Source organism: Terriglobia bacterium (assembly GCA_020072565.1).
In the GTDB taxonomy this organism is placed as follows: Bacteria; Acidobacteriota; UBA6911; order UBA6911; family UBA6911; genus JAFNAG01.
Genome location: JAIQGI010000082.1, coordinates 1 through 16286 on the forward strand (window position 1 = coordinate 1; position 16286 = coordinate 16286).

Here is a 16286-nt window from a genome sequence, read left to right on the forward strand (position 1 = left end):
TGACGAAGAGCGCCGTCAACTTCGTCTGCATCCACACGATACTCTGCCAAAATGGAACTACACAATTGCGCCAAATCCCCGAGCAACAGCAATCTACTCATAGCCAAAATGTGAACTTATTTTTGCGCGGGCCCTAAGGAGGTTCTTTGTATGTTCATTAGAAAGATTGTTTGTGTCTGGTTGTTACTGCTTTTCGCACGGACGCTGGCCGCGCAGGTGGATAGCGTCGCCCTCAGCGGCGCGGTCACCGACGCATCCGGCGCGATTATCCAAGATGCCAAAATCGAGGCTGTATCCAGCGCCACAGGTTTGAGGCGCGAAGCGACCACCAACGCCCGCGGCGTATACCAAATACCCGCGCTGCCCATCGGACCTTACAAAGTCACGATCACAAAAGAAGGCTTCAAGCCGCTTGAATTTCAAAACGTCGAAATCGCGGTCGGCCAACCACGCACAATTGATGCCCGGATGGAAGTGGGAACGATTTCCGAAACGATCCAAGTGACCGCGACTCTCGAAACCGTCAATCGCACGTCGGCCGAAGTAGGCGGATTGATTCAGGCGGAGCAGATCAAAGAGATCCCCATCAGCGGACGCAACTGGGCCAGCCTGATGCTGCTGGCGCCCGGGGCCGTCAACTACGGCGACGGCGCCCAGCGCGCCATCCGCTTCGCCGGCCACTCACTGGACGACAGCAATTTCACGTTTGACGGCGTCGACACCAGCGGCGTCCAGGAACAGACGCAGAAAGCCGATACCCGGCTCAACATCGCGCTCGACTCTATCGCCGAGTTCCGGGTCAGTACAGCCGTCTATACCGCCGACAGCGGGGCGGCCGGCGGCGCGCAAATCAACGTCGTGTCCAAGACCGGCACCAACCAATTTCACGGCAGCACGTTTTACGCCGTCCGCAACGATGCCCTGGATGCGAAGTCGCCCTTCGACGACCCGGCGACCGGACTCCCTCCGTTTACCCTTCATCAGTTCGGCGCCAATTTCGGCGGTCCTATCATAAAGGACAAGGCGTTCTTCTTCGCTAACTACGAGGGGTTGCGCCAGAGTCTCGGCCATACCCTTACCGGCTACGTGCCGAATGATGCTTTTCGCGCGCAGGTGCTCGCGAAGTCGCCGGCGCTCAAGCCGATCCTGGATGCCTATCCAACCGGCGGGACGCCAACGGGTGACGGCATTTCCAACTATATCAGCACAGTAGCGTTCGACACCATCCGCGAAGATGCCGGGATGTTCCGTTTCGACTATCACCTCTCAAATAGAACTACGATGTACGCCCGCTACAATATCGACGATGCGTACATTGACAACCCGCAGGACGTAGAGGGTACCCGTGGCGTCATTCCGCACCGGCCCACGAACATGGTATTGCAGTTGCAGCACATCTTCTCACCCACGACCATTAATGAGGTCAAGTTCGGATTGAACCGCGCCAACTACCATAACTACACCAACGGTACCTCTCCTGTGAGTGTATCGGTATCGGGATTCGACGGTGTCTCGGGAACGGCGCTGGACACGGAAGTCGGCACCACATTCTCCTACATCGACAACCTGACGCTCGTCCGCGGTCGCCACAATTTGAAGGCGGGGATCGACATCCGGCGCGTCCGTCTGAACAACTCCGGCAACACCCTCACCACGCAGTCGGTCAACTACAGCTCGGCAGACGATTTCATCAACAACAAGGCCGCATCGGCAACCTACAATGTGGGGGAGGGCGTAGTCGGCAACCGGCGCACCTATTACCAGGGCTATTTCCAGGATGAGTTCAAAGCTACATCAAACCTCACGATGACGTTGGGGCTGCGCTATGAGTACTATACGGTGGCCCATGAGATTCTGAATCGCTCCGCCGTAGTCGACATTCAGGGTTGTGGCGGCTTTTGCCCAAAGGGCACGCCGTATTATGACCCGAACACAAAAGACTTCGGACCCCGCGTCGGTCTGGCCTGGGCGCCCGCCGTATTCAAGGGAAAGACCGTCATCCGCAGCGGCTATGGCATCTACTACGGCGCCAACCAGAACGACGATTTCAGCGATCCAGCCGAGAGCGCGGTGCCCCGTTACTCGCTCTCCTCGTCGGATTTCCCTGCCTTGTCCTATCCTCTCGTCGCATTCCTGGATCCGAAAAATCAGCTCTTCTCGCCAAAGGCGATTAACCGTCATCGCAAGGACCTTTCGTACCAGAACTGGGATTTCGTGATCCAGCAGCAGCTGCCGCAGGAGATCGTCCTGCAGGTCGGTTATGTCGGCAGCGCAGGACATCACCTCTTCAGCAAGTACACGATCAACCTGATCAATCCGGCGACGGGCACGCGTCCCTTGGCAGGATTCGGCTCCTTCGGCATCAAGACGAACGACGGCAATAACAATTTCAATGCCTTGCAGGCCTCAATGCAGCGTTCCTTCAAGCATGGCATTCTCTTCCAGATGAACTACCAGTGGTCGCACGGAATCACCGACGGCTCCATCGGCTCGGGTGAGTCCGTAGGCATCCAGAACATGAGTTGCCGGGCCTGCGACCGCAGCGACACCAATATTGATGTCCGCCACAACGTGACCATGAACGGCGTCTATCAGTTGCCCTTCGGGCCCGGCCGCCAGTTTCTGAACGGCCACGGCCAGACTGCCCAAATCCTGGGTGGCTGGACCCTTTCCGGCATTGCCTCGGCCCGCACCGGACTCCCCATCAATATCACGATGTCACGGAGTGCATCGCAACTGCCGGACGGGAACACATCCGGACAACGCCCCAATCTGCTTCCCGGCATATCGCTCTACCCCGCAGTCCAGACCATCTCCAGCTGGTTAAGCGCGGCCGCGTTCGCGACTCCGGCGAAAGGAACCTGGGGGAACGAGGGGCGCTATATCGCAAGGGGCCCCGGGAACTATGAAATCGACGGTTCTCTCCAGAAAACCTTCAGGTTGTCGGAGCGCGTCGGCTTCAACCTCCGCGTCGCGGGCTTTAACATGCTCAATCACCCCATCTACAAGAACCCTTCCAGCTCGCTCGGCTCTAACCCGGCCAAGCCCTCCGGCAGCTTCGGCAAGATCGCCGGAATTATCAACACCGGTGCTACCGGAACGGGCGCTCCGCGCCGGATCGAGTTCATGATGCGGCTCGAGTTTTAATCTCTTCGTCAGGCGGCAGGCCTGGGAACATACCCCGGCCAGCCGCCTGCACACAAGATTTCCTCATCCAATTAAACAGTCTTTCAATCTGAAGGGAGTACTCATGAAGGTTCTGACTGCCCTCGCCGCTTTGATGCTTGTGGCAACCGCGGATTACCATCTGCTGACGAAATTTCCTATCCCCGGCGACGGTGGCTGGGATTATCTGACCGTGGATACGGCAGCCCGGCGGATTTATGTTTCGCACGGAACCAGGGTCGATGTGCTGGACGAGGACAAGGGAACTGTGATCGGCGCCATATCCGACACGGCTGGTGTCCACGGTATTGCGCTGGCTCCACAATTCAATCGTGGTTTTGCCAGTTGCGGGCAGACAAACGAAGTCGTGATGTTCGACCTGAAAACTCTGAAGAATCTGGCCCGCATTCCGGTGGGGAAAAAACCGGACGCGATCATTTACGATCCCGCGACCAAAAGCGTGATTGTCAACAACGGCGACAGCAACAACAGCACCATCATCAGCGCAGCCGAGGGCAAGGTCACCGGCACATTGGATTTAGGCGGCGCCCCGGAATTTGCGGCCGCGGACGGCAAGGGCAAAGTCTTCATCAATCTCGAAGACAAGGGCGAGACGGTAAAGATCGATCCGATCGCGCTTAAAGTCGAGGCGCGCTGGTCTCTGAAACCGTGCGATACGCCCACCAGCATGGCCATCGATACGGCGACTCACCGGCTCTTCATCGGCGGACGCAATAAGATGATGGCCGTTGTCGACACGGATACAGGCAAAGTTGTGACTACCATGCCGATCGGCGACAAGGTGGATGTCGCTGCATTCGAAATCGTCACGAAACTGATCTTCTTCTCCAACGGCGACGGCACCGTCAATAATTTCCGCGAATATGCTCCGGATCGCTATACCGCAGTAACCACGCTCATGACTGAACCCGGAGCGAAAACCATGGCTCTGGATCCGACAACGCACCGCATTTTCCTATCCGCGGCCGAAAAGGATGGGAAGGCCAATAAGCCTGGATCGTTTCACGTCCTGGTGTATGGCAATTGATGCGCGGAGAAATCGGGGACAGGAAGCTTTGAAAATATCGAATGCAGACATCAAACCGTCAAAATCACGAAAACCGCAAAGAAGCGTAACTGCAATTCTTTGAGGTCTTTAGTGATCGTGTCCTTGGAGCACCAGATCGACATGATATTCATCATAGACCGGCAGGAGCGCGGCCCGCATCTCGGCATAGTCGCGGTCCTTTGCGATCGAGAACAGGGTTTGATGCTGAAGGACGACGGTCCAACGATTAGGGTTATGGGCCAGAACCCCACGCAACCAGGCGATCTGTTGTTGAGAGATGCGCGTCACGTCATCCTTGGAGAAGTCTTCATTGGCATACGGATTGGCATCCAGTGAGATCACGCGCAGCCCCTGGTAGTCGACGTAGTAAGCCTCGCCACGAAGCTCGGGCACTCCCTGCGGACCGTTCGTCGGGAGCGCGAAGTGTGCATGCCACAAGGGGGACACGTCCAATACTGTCTTGCCGGGATTGGCCGAATCGGGAGGTCGGTGCAAGTCGTGGTTTCCCGGCGCTGGAACCAGGGGAACCATTCGAGGGATGAATCCCATGCCGTCGCAAAACTCACGCCAGAGGCTGTCATCATAACCCTCCGCAAGCAGGTCCCCGGCCATGGCGACGAATCTGGCGTCGGGTGCCGCCGCGTATGCTGATCGGATTGTTCGCGACCAAAGGGATCGGATGCCGTTTTGCGCATCGCCGAGGTAAATAAATCGGAACGGCGCCTGCTTCTGGTCGGCAGTCCGGAAAATATTCCATTCACTCCAGGTTTTACCGTCACCGACGCGATAACAGTACCTGGATCCCGGCCTCAGCCCTTGAAAATCGACCATGTAATGGGCAACCGTTTTGCCCGGGCCGGTTCGGATTTCCGTTGCAGCAGCCTTTGCGTTGGTAGCTGACTTTTCAAAATCGGGATTAGCGGCCAATGGGGCAACCTGTCCTTGAGGCGAAGAAACCATACATTCCGTGCGCCATGTGACCGCCTGGCTTGTCGACGGATCGCCGCGCCATCCAAGGATAATCCTTTGCGGAGTGTTGCCATTCCCGGCCGCCGAGCCTGCCTGGGGCACTGCCGGAAGGAATCTCAGGCAATATAGAGCCAGCAAGGTGAGCGCGATAAATGTGCGCAGGGCCCAACGCCCGGGTTCAAGATGATTCATTGAAAATCTCCCTTTCCGTCATGCATGGTATGCAAGTAACGAGCCGGGGGAGGACTGCAATCCAAGCCCCGGCCAAATCAAATGCGGTGGTAATTTGTGGGACATCCAGAGAGCTTTGGATCCGGCAAACTCCTTGCAGCGTTCTATATGCAAAGAAGCGTCAGACCCACCATACTAGTGGCAGTGCCGGACCTCTCGAACCAACAACATCAGATGCCCGGCGCTATAGCGAAATCACCGTTGAAATTGATTACCGCCCAGAAAGTGTGCGCTCTGAGATCGAGGCCGTAGGTGCCCAATCCGTAGCTGGGGTCATAAGGACCGATCACGAATCTCCTTGTGCCCCCTGTCCCATTGACGGCATTGCTCCAGAATCCATCGGCTTTGATCGCCAAGCCAACCTGGCCGGTCTTGGCCAGATCGTCGCCCACCACCTTCGGGTCGTAGCTCATGGAAAGGACAAACGTATCTGTCTGGCTGCTTCTCAGATCAGCCATGCCCCAGAGAGTGAGAATGCCGCTGTAGAGGCCGGTAGTTTTTGGCAGCCAACCGGTGTCCACGAAATGCGAGCATGGGCGGCCGCTTCCATCCTTCATGGAACTGCCGTTTTGGCCGGCCAGGACTTTGCCAACCGTCCCGGCAGGGTCTTCATCCAGGATGCTGGTGTAGCTCCCCCCCGGAACTACCTGGAACTCCTTGCCATTCAGACCGTACCCGAAAGTATCATGCTTGATAAACGCGAGTTGGGGCGTAGTCGAAATCCGATACTCCTTATTGGCCAGAGTGGCGTCTACCGATGCTGAGTAAAAATCGGCGGTCACATTGGGACCATCCACCGTAAAGATGTAGTAGCCGACGGTGTTTAGTTCCTGAGCAAGTTGTGTCTGGCGTTTTCTACCGAAAGCCGGGACATTACAGGTGTCGTCATTGGAAGGGTCTTTGGGGATATAAAACTTCGAGCTGTCTGAAGCGCAAATGATGTCAATCACTGAGGCCTTGCCATCGGTGGTGGTCACCATGCTGCGGTTGTACATGTGGTCATGTCCGCCCATGAAGTAACGCACGCCATTGCGAGCCAGACTGGTAATGAAGGCATCTTGGCCGGCTGCATCCTTGGCGGGATCGCTTCCGAAGAGTGTGTCCACATGACTTTCGTTGATCAGGCCTTTGTGAGCAAAGACGAAGGCGTGGCTGCCGGCGACCCTGCCGGAAAGAATGTTGTTGATCCAGTCCTGCTGGTTGTCGATCGTGTTCGCTGCGCCGTCGGAAGGCGTGAACTGGTCGAGAAGCACGAAGCGGGCATTCATGTAATCGAAACTGTAGCTCAGGCCTTTCAGGTTTTCCGCCGGACTGTTGAAGTTGGAGCCGAGGGTAAAGGAAGACCCTGTTTTCTTGACGAGCTTGGTGGCTTCGTCATCGGGGGTGGTGACAAAGGCATCCGAGGGCGTAGAGTTGTTCGAGCCATTCCGAGTCTGAGGAAACACGCGCGCAAACTCAACGGCGGCGGCCTGCTTGGATTCGTGGTTGCCGCGGAGCGGGAAAAAGCCGATTCCGGCGTTGTAGAGCGCCTGGGCGTAAGTCGCACGCGTGTCCAGCGCCACCTCGGTGCCTTTGTCAGTGATGTCACCTACCTGCACAACGAACTTGACACCCTTCTTAATAAACTCTTGGTTCAGCTGGTTGATAATGTCCACAGCCACAGAATTGGGATTACGGCCATCATCGGCGCCAACCCATTGAGTATCCGCCATGACTCCGAAGCTCCAAGCAGAGGAGGATTCGCTGACCGGAACCCGAAAGAGGTTCTCGCCGCGGGCATCTGCCTTCGAAGAAATGCTGGTGCCGCTGATGACTGTCGTCATGATGAACGCGGCAAGCGCGCCCGTCGTTCGAATTTTAATGCTCCTAATCATGAACCCGACTCCTTCCTGAATCATAGTTTTAGCTCTTCTGCGCGCCAATGGCGCTCGATGTCGAAGCAAGCGAGACGGTGCAGGCACGGAATCAATCTCCAATCTCCCATCTCGGCCTCATCATGTTGGGCAGAAGGACTCATGGCCAAACGATAGAACATCCTGCCAAAAGTCCGGGCAGGGCTATCTGAGAGTAATCTCTAAATACTTAGGAATTGACCTGAAAACGATGAAGAATGCGTTAACCTCAGAACTCCCGGCTAACCAGACGGCCCGCATGGAATCGGAGACGCCTTGTGCACTGCTTGCCCAGTTGGAGTTCCGCCATGAGGGGGTCGTTCTGATGCGGCAGGTGGCGCAGTTTGCCGCTCTCGATTGGGTCATCTATTGGCTTCTCTTGACCATAATCCCTTTGGGATTATTGGAGATCGATATTCCAAGAAGCCGATTGATCGCGGCTTGGAATCCCGGTAGAACCTCGAAAGCCCAGGGTGGCTATCTCCGAACCTGACCGGCAGCCGCGCCCAGGCCTGCGATCCGAAACGCAATCAATCCGTCCGGAATTTACGACTGCTGACCGCGGCGGCGAATACCGTCCTACGTCGATCGCCGTTCCTGGCGGCTCTGCGGCGCACACAGACTATAGCCCACGGAGATGAGGCTTTTGATGGTGAGGCCGAAAGGCGAGAGCTTCTGGCGTAGATGGTATATATACACTCTCAGAGTGACTGGCTTAAAAGGCTCATGCTCTCCCCAGGCGTATTCCCATAATACCTGCGTCGGGATGATGCGGTCGACGTTGCGCGCCAAACGGGAAAGGATCAGAAATTCCTTGCGGGGAAGGTAAAGGTTGGTCCCGTTGCAGGAGACGTAATACGCATTGTGTTCGATCCGCAGAAACCCGTCGTCATAGACATCCGGCTCTGACGTCACGTTTGCTGCCTGGGATGGATTGATTGCCACCGACATGTGCTCCATCTTATCTCCTGGTCTGAGTATCGGGTACTGAGTGCCGGGCAAATCCTCTGATACCTGTTTTGCCGCCACTCAGTACCCCGACTCTACAGCCAGTGCCCAGTTCTAAAAGTTAAATCTGAGGGCAAACTGGATCTGTCTTTGGGTGCCTAATCCCACCGTGCGCTCGACGGTCTGGGTGATCGTGCCGAAGGTTCCGGCGGCGGCTGCAGTAAAGGGCTGTCCTGGCTGGAGCTGGTTGGTACCCGTGCCCAGCGCGTTCGGCAACGTCGCCACCGGATTGGAGAAATTGGCCATGTTGAGAATGTTGAAGAACTCTGCGCGGAACTCGACATTCTGCATTTCCGTGATCGGGAACCTTTTATGCAGGACGAAGTCCACCTGGCGGAAGCCCGGGCCGTGCAGAGCATTGCGCATCAAATTACCCCAGGTGCCTGGCTTGGGAGTTGTGAACGCCGCAGGATTCAGAAAGACTGTTCCACCCACGGTCATGAATGGATCGACGCCGGGGGTCAGATCCGGCCGCCGCACACTGCGTGACGAGCCGCCGCCCGGAGTATTGATGACCGCCGTGCGTCCTGCGCCGGCGGAGCCGTATACCAGACCCTGCGCATCCACATAGACCACGTCTGGACGCGTGATGCGCAGATCTATCGGAAGGCCGCTGCGGGCATTGACGATGGTACCGATCTCCCATCCCCTCACCAACAGCTTCTCCACGCCGCCGCTCTTGGCGCCGAAGGGCAGCGCGTAAACCGCGCTGAGATTGAAAGAATGGCGCACGTCGAAGTTGTTGTAGCCGGTGTCATAGGAGTAATCGTTGCCGTTGATACCGCCGCCATTGCCGGCGGTGAGCGCATCGTTCGATCCGCTCGTGTTTCCAACGCTCTTGCCGAAGGTGTACTGGGAGTTTAACGTCAGACCGCTGCTGAACCGGCGTGCGAGGCTGAGCTGCGCCGCATTGTAGCTGTCCCAGCCGCCGCTGGTCTTATAGTCGATTTCGGCATAGGGCCTGAGTATGGTGCCGTCTGATTGCACGATGTCAAACTGGCGGATCACTGTGCCGTTGGCCAGCACCTGTGTGATTTTGTTGGTCCAATTGCGCAGGAAGAGGTTGCGCCCCTGGCTTCCGACATAGGCAGCCGTCACGCTCATCTTGTAAGGCAATTCCTGTTGAATGGAGAAACTGTACTGGTAGATCCGCTCGGGTATTTTGTAGTCGGGCGAGTAGGCGCGCGGCTGATACTGCCGGCTATTGGGGTTGCTGATGAAATTGGCGCGCACAGTATCAATGTTGATCGGGAAGGCGGATCCCTGGGATTGCGTGGTGATAATCCGGTCGCTCTCAATCGGCTGGAGCTGGTCTTCGAGCTGACCGGGCCCGTAGAACATGCCGAATCCGGCGCGAATCGCCGTCTTTCCGCCCTTGCCGGCCTGATGCGGAGACCAGGCAATTCCGATTCTGGGGCCGAAGTTGGTCTTGACTGCGGTGTAGAAATTGGTATCGGGAGGCAGCAAAGTACCTGTATTGATATCGAAACGGACGTCCCAATTATTCGCGTCCCGCATCGGCGAGTAATACTCGTAACGCAGGCCGTAGCTGAGCGTCAGACCGGGCTGGAGCTTCCACTCATCCTGTGCGTAGCCGATATAGAAATCGGTCGTGCATTCCCGGTTTCCGATGGCTCCGCTGTTGAAGGGGCTTGGGTCGCTGAGGTTGCCGGCGTACTGAATGCTGCTTGTCGTGTTGGCCAGAAACGCATTCAAATTTGAGTAGGAATACGTCGTGCCCCCGAGTCGGTCTGTATACATGCGGACCGGACGAATTTCACCTCCGAATTTGAAACTGTGATTTCCCTTAATCCAGTTAAGATTGTCGATGAACGAAAGCGTGTATGGCGTATACGGAAAGCCGGCGCCATTGAAGGCGCTGGTGCCGCGAATCAGCCCGCCCGGCACCGCAAGGCCCGTGGAAGAACCCTGACCTGCAATCCCTGTGTTGGCGATGCTGCCCGAGGTGTTGATCGTGATCTTGGACATATCGATGCCGTTTACCGTGGGAGCGGTTCCGAACACCCGGGTGAGAGCCTCGTTGAATCCGACCTTGACTTCATTGAAGACACGCGGCGAGAACGCGCCATTCAAAGCGATAATGGCATTCTGCGGCGTTGTCCGATAGTTGGACCGCCGGCCCGTGATTCCTTCCGGCTGAGAGTCTGTGCCCTGATCACGGAAGTATCGCATGTACATGGTGTACCGGTCGTTGAGACGGTAGTCCAGGCGCATGCCGCCGGAGTTTTCATTGACGACAACTTGAGAATTCAATTGATAGATATCGTAGTCTGGGTTCGTGGATGCACCAGGCAGCAGAACGGAACCCGGACCGTGAAAGGCGTCTACCAAAGGCGCCACGGCTGGAACTGCGCGCTCCTTTGCGGCGGCACTGGGCGCTGCTTCGACGATATTGATGTTAGAACGGAGGCGGTAGCCTTCATAATAGGCGAAAAAGAAAGCTTTGTCTTTTTTGATCGGGCCGCCCAGTGATCCGCCAAATTGGTTCAGGCGCAGAGGCGATTTGCCTACTTTGTCGAAAAAGTTGCGCGCGTCCATCTTTTTGTTGCGCAGATATTCAAAAAGCGATCCGTGGAACTGATTGGAGCCCGACTTGGTGTTGACGCTGATCTGGCCGCCGGTTCCTGTGCCGTATTCCGCGGTATACTGGCTTGAGTCCACGCGAAATTCCTGCACGTTTTCCAGGCTGAGCTGCAGTCTGAAGGGTGAAGATACCTCCCCGTTCAGGTTGCCGGGATTGGCGTCGATGATCGCCGAACCCTCGATGCCGTCGAAGCGGACCGCGTTCTGCTCATTGGACCGACCGCTGAAGCGGATGTCGAAAAACGACCCGGTTCCTACGTTGACCGACCCCGGCGCTTGCAGATAGAGTTGGGATAGTTGGCGTCCGTTCAGCGGCAGATTTGCAACCTCAAGCTGATTCACATTGGCACCAATGCGCGCGGACGTCGTGTCCACGGTGGCATCCGCAGCGGCGCTGACGGTGATGGTTTCCGAGGTTCCCGCCGGCTTCAATACCAGATTTGCGGTAGCTGATTCGCCGGTAGCCAAGACCAGATTGTTCGTCTCGCTCACAGCAAATCCCGTGGAACTGGCTTTGACAGTATAGGTAGATGGCTGCAAGCCAGGGATCACGAAGTAGCCTCGCTCATTGGCTTCAGCAGTCCGGATCATCCGGTTGCGCTCATTGATGGCACTGACAGAGGCCTTGGGTACCACCGCCCCACTGCTGTCCTTAATCGTGCCTACTATCTGCCCCTGGCCAGTTTGCGCTATTGCCAATCCCCCTTGCAGCAATAGAGCGAAAAAAAGCACGAAACGGCAAAGGGTAAACTTATGAATGACACTTGGTATCCGCCATGCTACATTTGGGCAAATCTTGTGCTCTGACATCTCCATCCTCTCCATTGGGTTGATAATTTGAATCAGGCATTGCGAGAGGGACATCTTCTTTGAACCTCCCGCAGGTCGTGAATATAGACGGCCAACGTTAAGCGAGGATCAGAAAGATGTGATGTTTTCGTTAATTATTTTTTGAAGGCACGGTGAGAATGAATAATTCAATGATCAAGCCGGATTTTCTTCATCGTTTCTTAACCTTTTCCAAATGATAACTTCAAATGACGCCACTAATCTTGGAGCGGTATCCCTAGGCTGAGACAATATCGCGTGCATTCCGAATGCTGATCAAAGCTGGACAACAATATCTGGGGCAACTCGAGATTCTGGGTGCCTTCGTCTGCGAATGCAGCGCCGACCTCGCGCAAATTCTGGCGGGCGCCACGGCGGATCGAGGCGAGTTGGCGTCAAAGATCAAAGACAGAGAGAGATCCGCTCATGATCGGTCAAGACTGCTGATCGCCCAGTTGAATCGAGCCCCTGTCAAAGCTCTTGACGAGAGGATCGTTCGCGATCTCGCCATCATGCAGTCTGAAATCCTCCACGGAATCGCAAGAGCAGGGAATTGCTTCTTGATCTATCAGATTTGCGAGCCGGGAGCGTTTTTGCCGCAGATCTCGCAAAAGCTCCTCCAGCAGGCAACTCTGATGAAAGCCGTGTTTGCTGGAATTCCGAGAGGTGACTGCGTCCTTGGGCATTGTGAGGAAATAATCAAGCTCGACAAGGAGGTGGAGGGACTGCTTGAATCAGGTATGCTGCACTTGTTGGCCTCTGAAAAAGATCCTCTCGAAGTGATCAAAAGGAAGCAGGTTTTTGACGACCTCAAAATTTTAGCAGAAAGAGTCCGCCGCATTGCCGATTTCGTGAAAATCCTGGCGATTGCCCATACTGCAGCCGAATGTACCCAGGCGTTTTGACGTCGACGAGGCTCATGATCGCGCTTCCGACCCTTGCCGCCGTTCTTATAGAAAGGATTCAGGATCTCTCCTGAAAATGGATGAAGAGCGATGAATCCATTTCACGCGAGATGTGATAAATCGCTTCGCGGCAGGCGCCACACTCGTCCAGGTGACCAAACACCTCCAGGATGGCGTTAATCTTCATGCCTTTTCGCTTCCTTTTAACCAGAAGTCGCCCGAGAGTCTCATAGTCGTAGCAGCGGCGTCGTTGGTTCATAGGATAACTCCACCAAATGTTCGTTTATTCGGAACCATATCTGAGTTGTCGGGTGGCTCATCGTCACCACTTCCTCTTCGCGGTTGTTTCGCTGATCCGCGTTCGTAAATCTGCATGGCGTCTGGCAAGCGCACCTGGTCGATTATGGCAACTTCCTTTGACTGATTTTTCACAAGGAGGTCATCAAGCCTTTAAACTTGTGCGGTATCGTATGGTTCAGCCGTACCGGCGCCAGCAGGTCTTGGAACGTCCACTTGGTGAGGGGGTGCGACTTTTCAAGACCTGCTCACCCCTCTCGGCAAGCGTTTGGTGGTCATTCACCTTTTTCCGGGAAAGAGCCGTTTCTGGAGCCTGAGTGCGTCTTCTCGCAGAGGATTTGCCTGTTCCAGTTCAACCAACAAACCCCTGGCGGCAGCCGGTTCGGCAAGAGACAGACGCTGGGCTAGGGTGAGCAACGGATCATACGCTGAAGAAAAATCTGAGCTCTCCCGCACAATGGCCAGCAGCGCGGGTCCCGCGGTTTTCAACAGTTCCCGGGGATCATCGGTTTTCTCAATTCCAGCCCTCGCATGCAGGAAGCCGTTGCGCGCGACCCAATAGGAAGCGAGACGTTGATCGAGGCCGCGCTGAAACTCATCTCTGGCAGGATCCACAATCTGGTCTGGACGAGGATTCACTCTTGGAAACGGTTGTTCACCTTGAGGTGAATGTCGTCACGGGCATCTTTGATGACCGTTACAGACGCCATGACGCCCTCGACATTTTTCACGACAAGATCGCCCGGGCGCAAGGTGATCAGCTGAAGCTGAATGCCCGGATACAACACTACCAGAGTGAGGATCACCGAGGCAGTGAGCAACGGAGTTCGGAGCCGTTCATAGATTAGGATCAGCGCGAGATAGCCCAATGACACCAGCAGCAGTGTGCTTTTGGATCCGAGCATGGGCAGGACAATGCTGCCCAGAAGGATCGGTGCCAGCGAGAGGCGCCCACGGTGTTCACGCACAGAGCCTGCCCGACGCCCCCATCATGCCTGCGGGCTGCCTGGGCAAGATGGGCAAATGTCGCGCCCATGATCAGGGTAGGAAGGGAAACCACGGCAAAAGCGGTCCCCGCTTCTGCGACAATCGAGCCGCCAAATCCACCCCCAAAAAGGTCTCGAATCAGAGAATACAGATTCTCGATGTGAGAGAGCAGAAGCATGCTCAACAGGCAGCATGCCGACAGGGCGGACAACAAATAGTTCAGAAACCCATCGAAATCTGTGCCGGACCACCAGCGCTGATATAGGGCTGCACCGATCGCCGTACCCAGCAAATAGACCGATAAGACATCGGCAAAGCTGTATACCGTGTTTTCAAACACCTGGCTGAGCACTCGAACCACCATTACTTCAAAGCCGATTCCCAGAAAACCCGTGAGGAGGAGGATGGTGGCAAGCCTTCCGTCCATGTGCCCAATCTGTGCCTTCTTGCTCCCATAGTCCGGAGGGCTCGTTTCCATCGGCAGCAGCCACACGGCGGCAGCGCACGCGAAATTGACCGCAGCCAGTGCGATCAGCGAGGCGCGCGAACCCAGCCAGGGAGCGAGAAGGAAAGTGGTCAACATGGTTCCTGCAACCGCACCGAAGGTATTCGCAGAGTAGAGGCCTCCTACCCATTGCCCATTTGCACGCAGAGTCGCAAACAGCCGGTCTATTGCAGGCAGTGTTCCCCCCATGGCAAATGTCGCAGGAAGCAGCAGGAGAAAGGGGAGGAGAAAGCAGAGGAATCCCAACTGCAACGGCGATGAGACCGTTCCTGTGAGAACCTGCATAACCCGATTGGCTTCGGGAAAAAGCATTGTGAGCAGAAGCGCCCAGAGACCGATAATCCCCTCACAAACGACATACCACGAGGCGGGCCGAGAACTTGCACTGATCCTGCCGTCGAGAAACCAAGCCCCCAGCGCCAGGCCACTGAAAAACGCAACCAGGACGGCAAGAACCGCTGCAATCTCGTGCCCCAGGGTCAAAGCAAGCATGCGGGCCCAGACCATTTCGTAGCCCAGTCCTGCTAGGCCCGAGAGGAAACTCGCGATGTACACTATGCAGCGCTGAATTCTCATGAGAGTGAAGTGAAAGTGAAGATGCAGGGGCACGGAATACCGCGCCCCTGCATGCATCCCCCTCAATGGATGAGAAAACCACTTATCTACTGTGACCGGTCAACGCACGCTGACGAAGATCGGGTTCGAATAGAACCACAGATCCCTGAAGGCCTCCTGCGCATTGTTCGGACCCACCAAGCTGTCCAATAATGGATTGCCGGCTGCATCCGTCTGGTTCGGAGTGTTCCTCGGCATGTTGGTGCCCCTCAGACGGAAATATGCGTTGGCGGTCAATTTCATCTCGAACTGAACATAGTACCAGCCGTCCTGGTCACGTCTCCAATCGTGACGATTGAAGGTCGCGATCACCTGCGTGGTCGCGTTGGTGGGATTGTTGTAGTCGGCACTTGCCGGCAAGACAGTACCCGTAACTTGACCGGCAATAAGATCGATGTGATCCAATTGCACGTGGTCACCGTTGTTGTTCGTTTCCGGGCTGTGAAACCTGATCGTTATGTTGACGTTATTACTCGACTTGCTCTTATCCACGACAAGCGACTGGCCCATGGTTGCACTGGCGCCGAAATGAGAGGACCAACCGGTCGGGCTGGCTTCAAAATCCAATCCGTCGATCAAATCTCCCTCGACAACGAAACTGTTGCCTGAACGCAGTCCGTCCACTATGGCCTGCGGGTTCTTCTTGTCCGCCACGTAGGTATAGGCTTTCTGATATTCGCCTGGCCAGAAGTCGTTGCCGGTTTCATGGAAATCGGAGCTGGCAAACAGCCACCAGTGCCGGCCTTCCCCGAGCAGCGCATCCCACAGGCCGCCGACGGCTGCCGCATAAATGCCGGTGCCGCCGTAGGTGCCTCCGCCGACAGCGGTTGGCGTATATCCGCCGCGACTGGGGTCCTTCTGGTGGCCGGGCATGCTCTCGAAGCCGAAGCAGACATCCGGGCCCGCGTTATTGAAATCACGGAAGTCGCTGATGCTATAACCGCCGCTCCCGGGTTGCTTGCGCTCGACGTGCGCCGGGACCATCCAGCCTGTGGTCTTATAGTTTTGTTGCATCCACGAAATGGCAGCCACAGCCTTGGCATGGTTGTTGGTGGTAATTTTTCCCGTCCAACCTAGGAGTCCGTCCGAGAATTGTCTGATTTCTATTGATCGGCGGGCTCGAGAAATTTACCTTATGTTCCATGGCAAAAACATATCGTTCCTACTGTCCGGAGCAGCTCCTGCTGCTGCCGCCGAGCTTGCGTGATTGG

General features: G+C 56.0%; 13 protein-coding genes. 4 read left to right on the forward strand and 9 right to left on the reverse strand.

Annotated features, from left to right (window positions below; all coding sequences use genetic code 11):
- Positions 1-150 precede the first annotated feature (150 nt).
- Positions 151-3147, forward strand: coding sequence for a TonB-dependent receptor (locus LAP85_27615; GenBank protein ID MBZ5500180.1), 2997 nt, complete (start codon positions 151-153; stop codon positions 3145-3147).
- 103 nt (positions 3148-3250) lie between these two features.
- Complete coding sequence (locus LAP85_27620; GenBank protein MBZ5500181.1) at positions 3251-4213, forward strand: YncE family protein; 963 nt, start codon at positions 3251-3253, stop codon at positions 4211-4213.
- Positions 4214-4321: 108 nt separating this feature from the next.
- On the opposite strand, the gene LAP85_27625 is transcribed toward LAP85_27620, so the two are convergent.
- Both LAP85_27625 and LAP85_27630 read right to left on the reverse strand, forming a co-directional pair.
- Positions 4322-5395 carry a metallophosphoesterase family protein gene (locus LAP85_27625; protein ID MBZ5500182.1) on the reverse strand — a complete coding sequence of 358 codons (1074 nt, stop codon included), beginning with the start codon at positions 5393-5395 and terminating at the stop codon, positions 4322-4324.
- A gap of 209 nt (positions 5396-5604) precedes the next feature.
- On the reverse strand, positions 5605-7308 hold the full coding sequence (locus tag LAP85_27630) for a metallophosphoesterase (GenBank protein MBZ5500183.1): 1704 nt from the start codon (positions 7306-7308) through the stop codon (positions 5605-5607).
- A gap of 229 nt (positions 7309-7537) precedes the next feature.
- On the opposite strand from LAP85_27630, the gene LAP85_27635 reads away from it, so the two are divergent.
- On the forward strand, positions 7538-7819 hold the full coding sequence (locus LAP85_27635; GenBank protein MBZ5500184.1) for a hypothetical protein: 282 nt from the start codon (positions 7538-7540) through the stop codon (positions 7817-7819).
- 86 nt (positions 7820-7905) lie between these two features.
- On the opposite strand, the gene LAP85_27640 is transcribed toward LAP85_27635, so the two are convergent.
- Both LAP85_27640 and LAP85_27645 read right to left on the reverse strand, forming a co-directional pair.
- Entirely contained in the window at positions 7906-8286 is a 381-nt protein-coding gene (locus LAP85_27640) for a helix-turn-helix domain-containing protein (GenBank protein MBZ5500185.1), read from the reverse strand.
- Between the two features lie 102 nt (positions 8287-8388).
- The gene (locus LAP85_27645) at positions 8389-11748 is read right to left on the reverse strand and encodes a TonB-dependent receptor (GenBank protein MBZ5500186.1); all 3360 of its coding nucleotides are present in this window, start codon (positions 11746-11748) and stop codon (positions 8389-8391) included.
- A 578-nt stretch (positions 11749-12326) separates the two neighbouring features.
- Between LAP85_27645 and LAP85_27650 the strand changes: the two genes are divergently transcribed.
- The gene (locus LAP85_27650; protein MBZ5500187.1) at positions 12327-12671 is read left to right on the forward strand and encodes a hypothetical protein; all 345 of its coding nucleotides are present in this window, start codon (positions 12327-12329) and stop codon (positions 12669-12671) included.
- Positions 12672-12729: 58 nt separating this feature from the next.
- Here LAP85_27650 and LAP85_27655 read toward each other — a convergent pair whose 3' ends face one another.
- From LAP85_27655 to LAP85_27675, 5 genes are all read right to left on the reverse strand, one after another.
- Positions 12730-12930 (reverse strand): hypothetical protein, encoded by a 201-nt coding sequence (locus tag LAP85_27655; protein MBZ5500188.1) that lies wholly within the window; start codon positions 12928-12930, stop codon positions 12730-12732.
- 317 nt (positions 12931-13247) lie between these two features.
- Positions 13248-13583: a hypothetical protein gene (locus tag LAP85_27660; protein ID MBZ5500189.1), complete on the reverse strand. Its 336-nt coding sequence runs from the start codon at positions 13581-13583 to the stop codon at positions 13248-13250.
- 20 nt (positions 13584-13603) lie between these two features.
- A complete protein-coding gene (locus LAP85_27665) occupies positions 13604-13873 on the reverse strand; it encodes a hypothetical protein (GenBank protein MBZ5500190.1) in 270 nt (89 codons plus the stop codon).
- On the reverse strand, positions 13819-15069 hold the full coding sequence (locus LAP85_27670; GenBank protein MBZ5500191.1) for a fused MFS/spermidine synthase: 1251 nt from the start codon (positions 15067-15069) through the stop codon (positions 13819-13821). The genes LAP85_27665 and LAP85_27670 overlap by 55 nt, the downstream gene beginning before the upstream one ends.
- 66 nt (positions 15070-15135) lie before the next feature.
- A complete protein-coding gene (locus tag LAP85_27675; protein ID MBZ5500192.1) occupies positions 15136-16089 on the reverse strand; it encodes a hypothetical protein in 954 nt (317 codons plus the stop codon).
- Positions 16090-16286: the final 197 nt, after the last annotated feature.

What these genes read in the sequence shown, in the direction of transcription:
- LAP85_27675 (MBZ5500192.1), bottom strand. Translation starts at nt 16,089, where the DNA reads ATGCAACAAAACTATAAGACCACAGGCTGGATGGTCCCGGCGCACGTC.
- LAP85_27620 (MBZ5500181.1), top strand. Translation starts at nt 3,251, where the DNA reads ATGAAGGTTCTGACTGCCCTCGCCGCTTTGATGCTTGTGGCAACCGCG.
- LAP85_27665 (MBZ5500190.1), bottom strand. Translation starts at nt 13,873, where the DNA reads ATGCTCGGATCCAAAAGCACACTGCTGCTGGTGTCATTGGGCTATCTC.
- LAP85_27630 (MBZ5500183.1), bottom strand. Translation starts at nt 7,308, where the DNA reads ATGATTAGGAGCATTAAAATTCGAACGACGGGCGCGCTTGCCGCGTTC.
- LAP85_27640 (MBZ5500185.1), bottom strand. Translation starts at nt 8,286, where the DNA reads ATGGAGCACATGTCGGTGGCAATCAATCCATCCCAGGCAGCAAACGTG.
- LAP85_27655 (MBZ5500188.1), bottom strand. Translation starts at nt 12,930, where the DNA reads ATGAACCAACGACGCCGCTGCTACGACTATGAGACTCTCGGGCGACTT.
- LAP85_27625 (MBZ5500182.1), bottom strand. Translation starts at nt 5,395, where the DNA reads ATGAATCATCTTGAACCCGGGCGTTGGGCCCTGCGCACATTTATCGCG.
- LAP85_27635 (MBZ5500184.1), top strand. Translation starts at nt 7,538, where the DNA reads ATGAAGAATGCGTTAACCTCAGAACTCCCGGCTAACCAGACGGCCCGC.
- LAP85_27645 (MBZ5500186.1), bottom strand. Translation starts at nt 11,748, where the DNA reads ATGTCAGAGCACAAGATTTGCCCAAATGTAGCATGGCGGATACCAAGT.
- LAP85_27615 (MBZ5500180.1), top strand. Translation starts at nt 151, where the DNA reads ATGTTCATTAGAAAGATTGTTTGTGTCTGGTTGTTACTGCTTTTCGCA.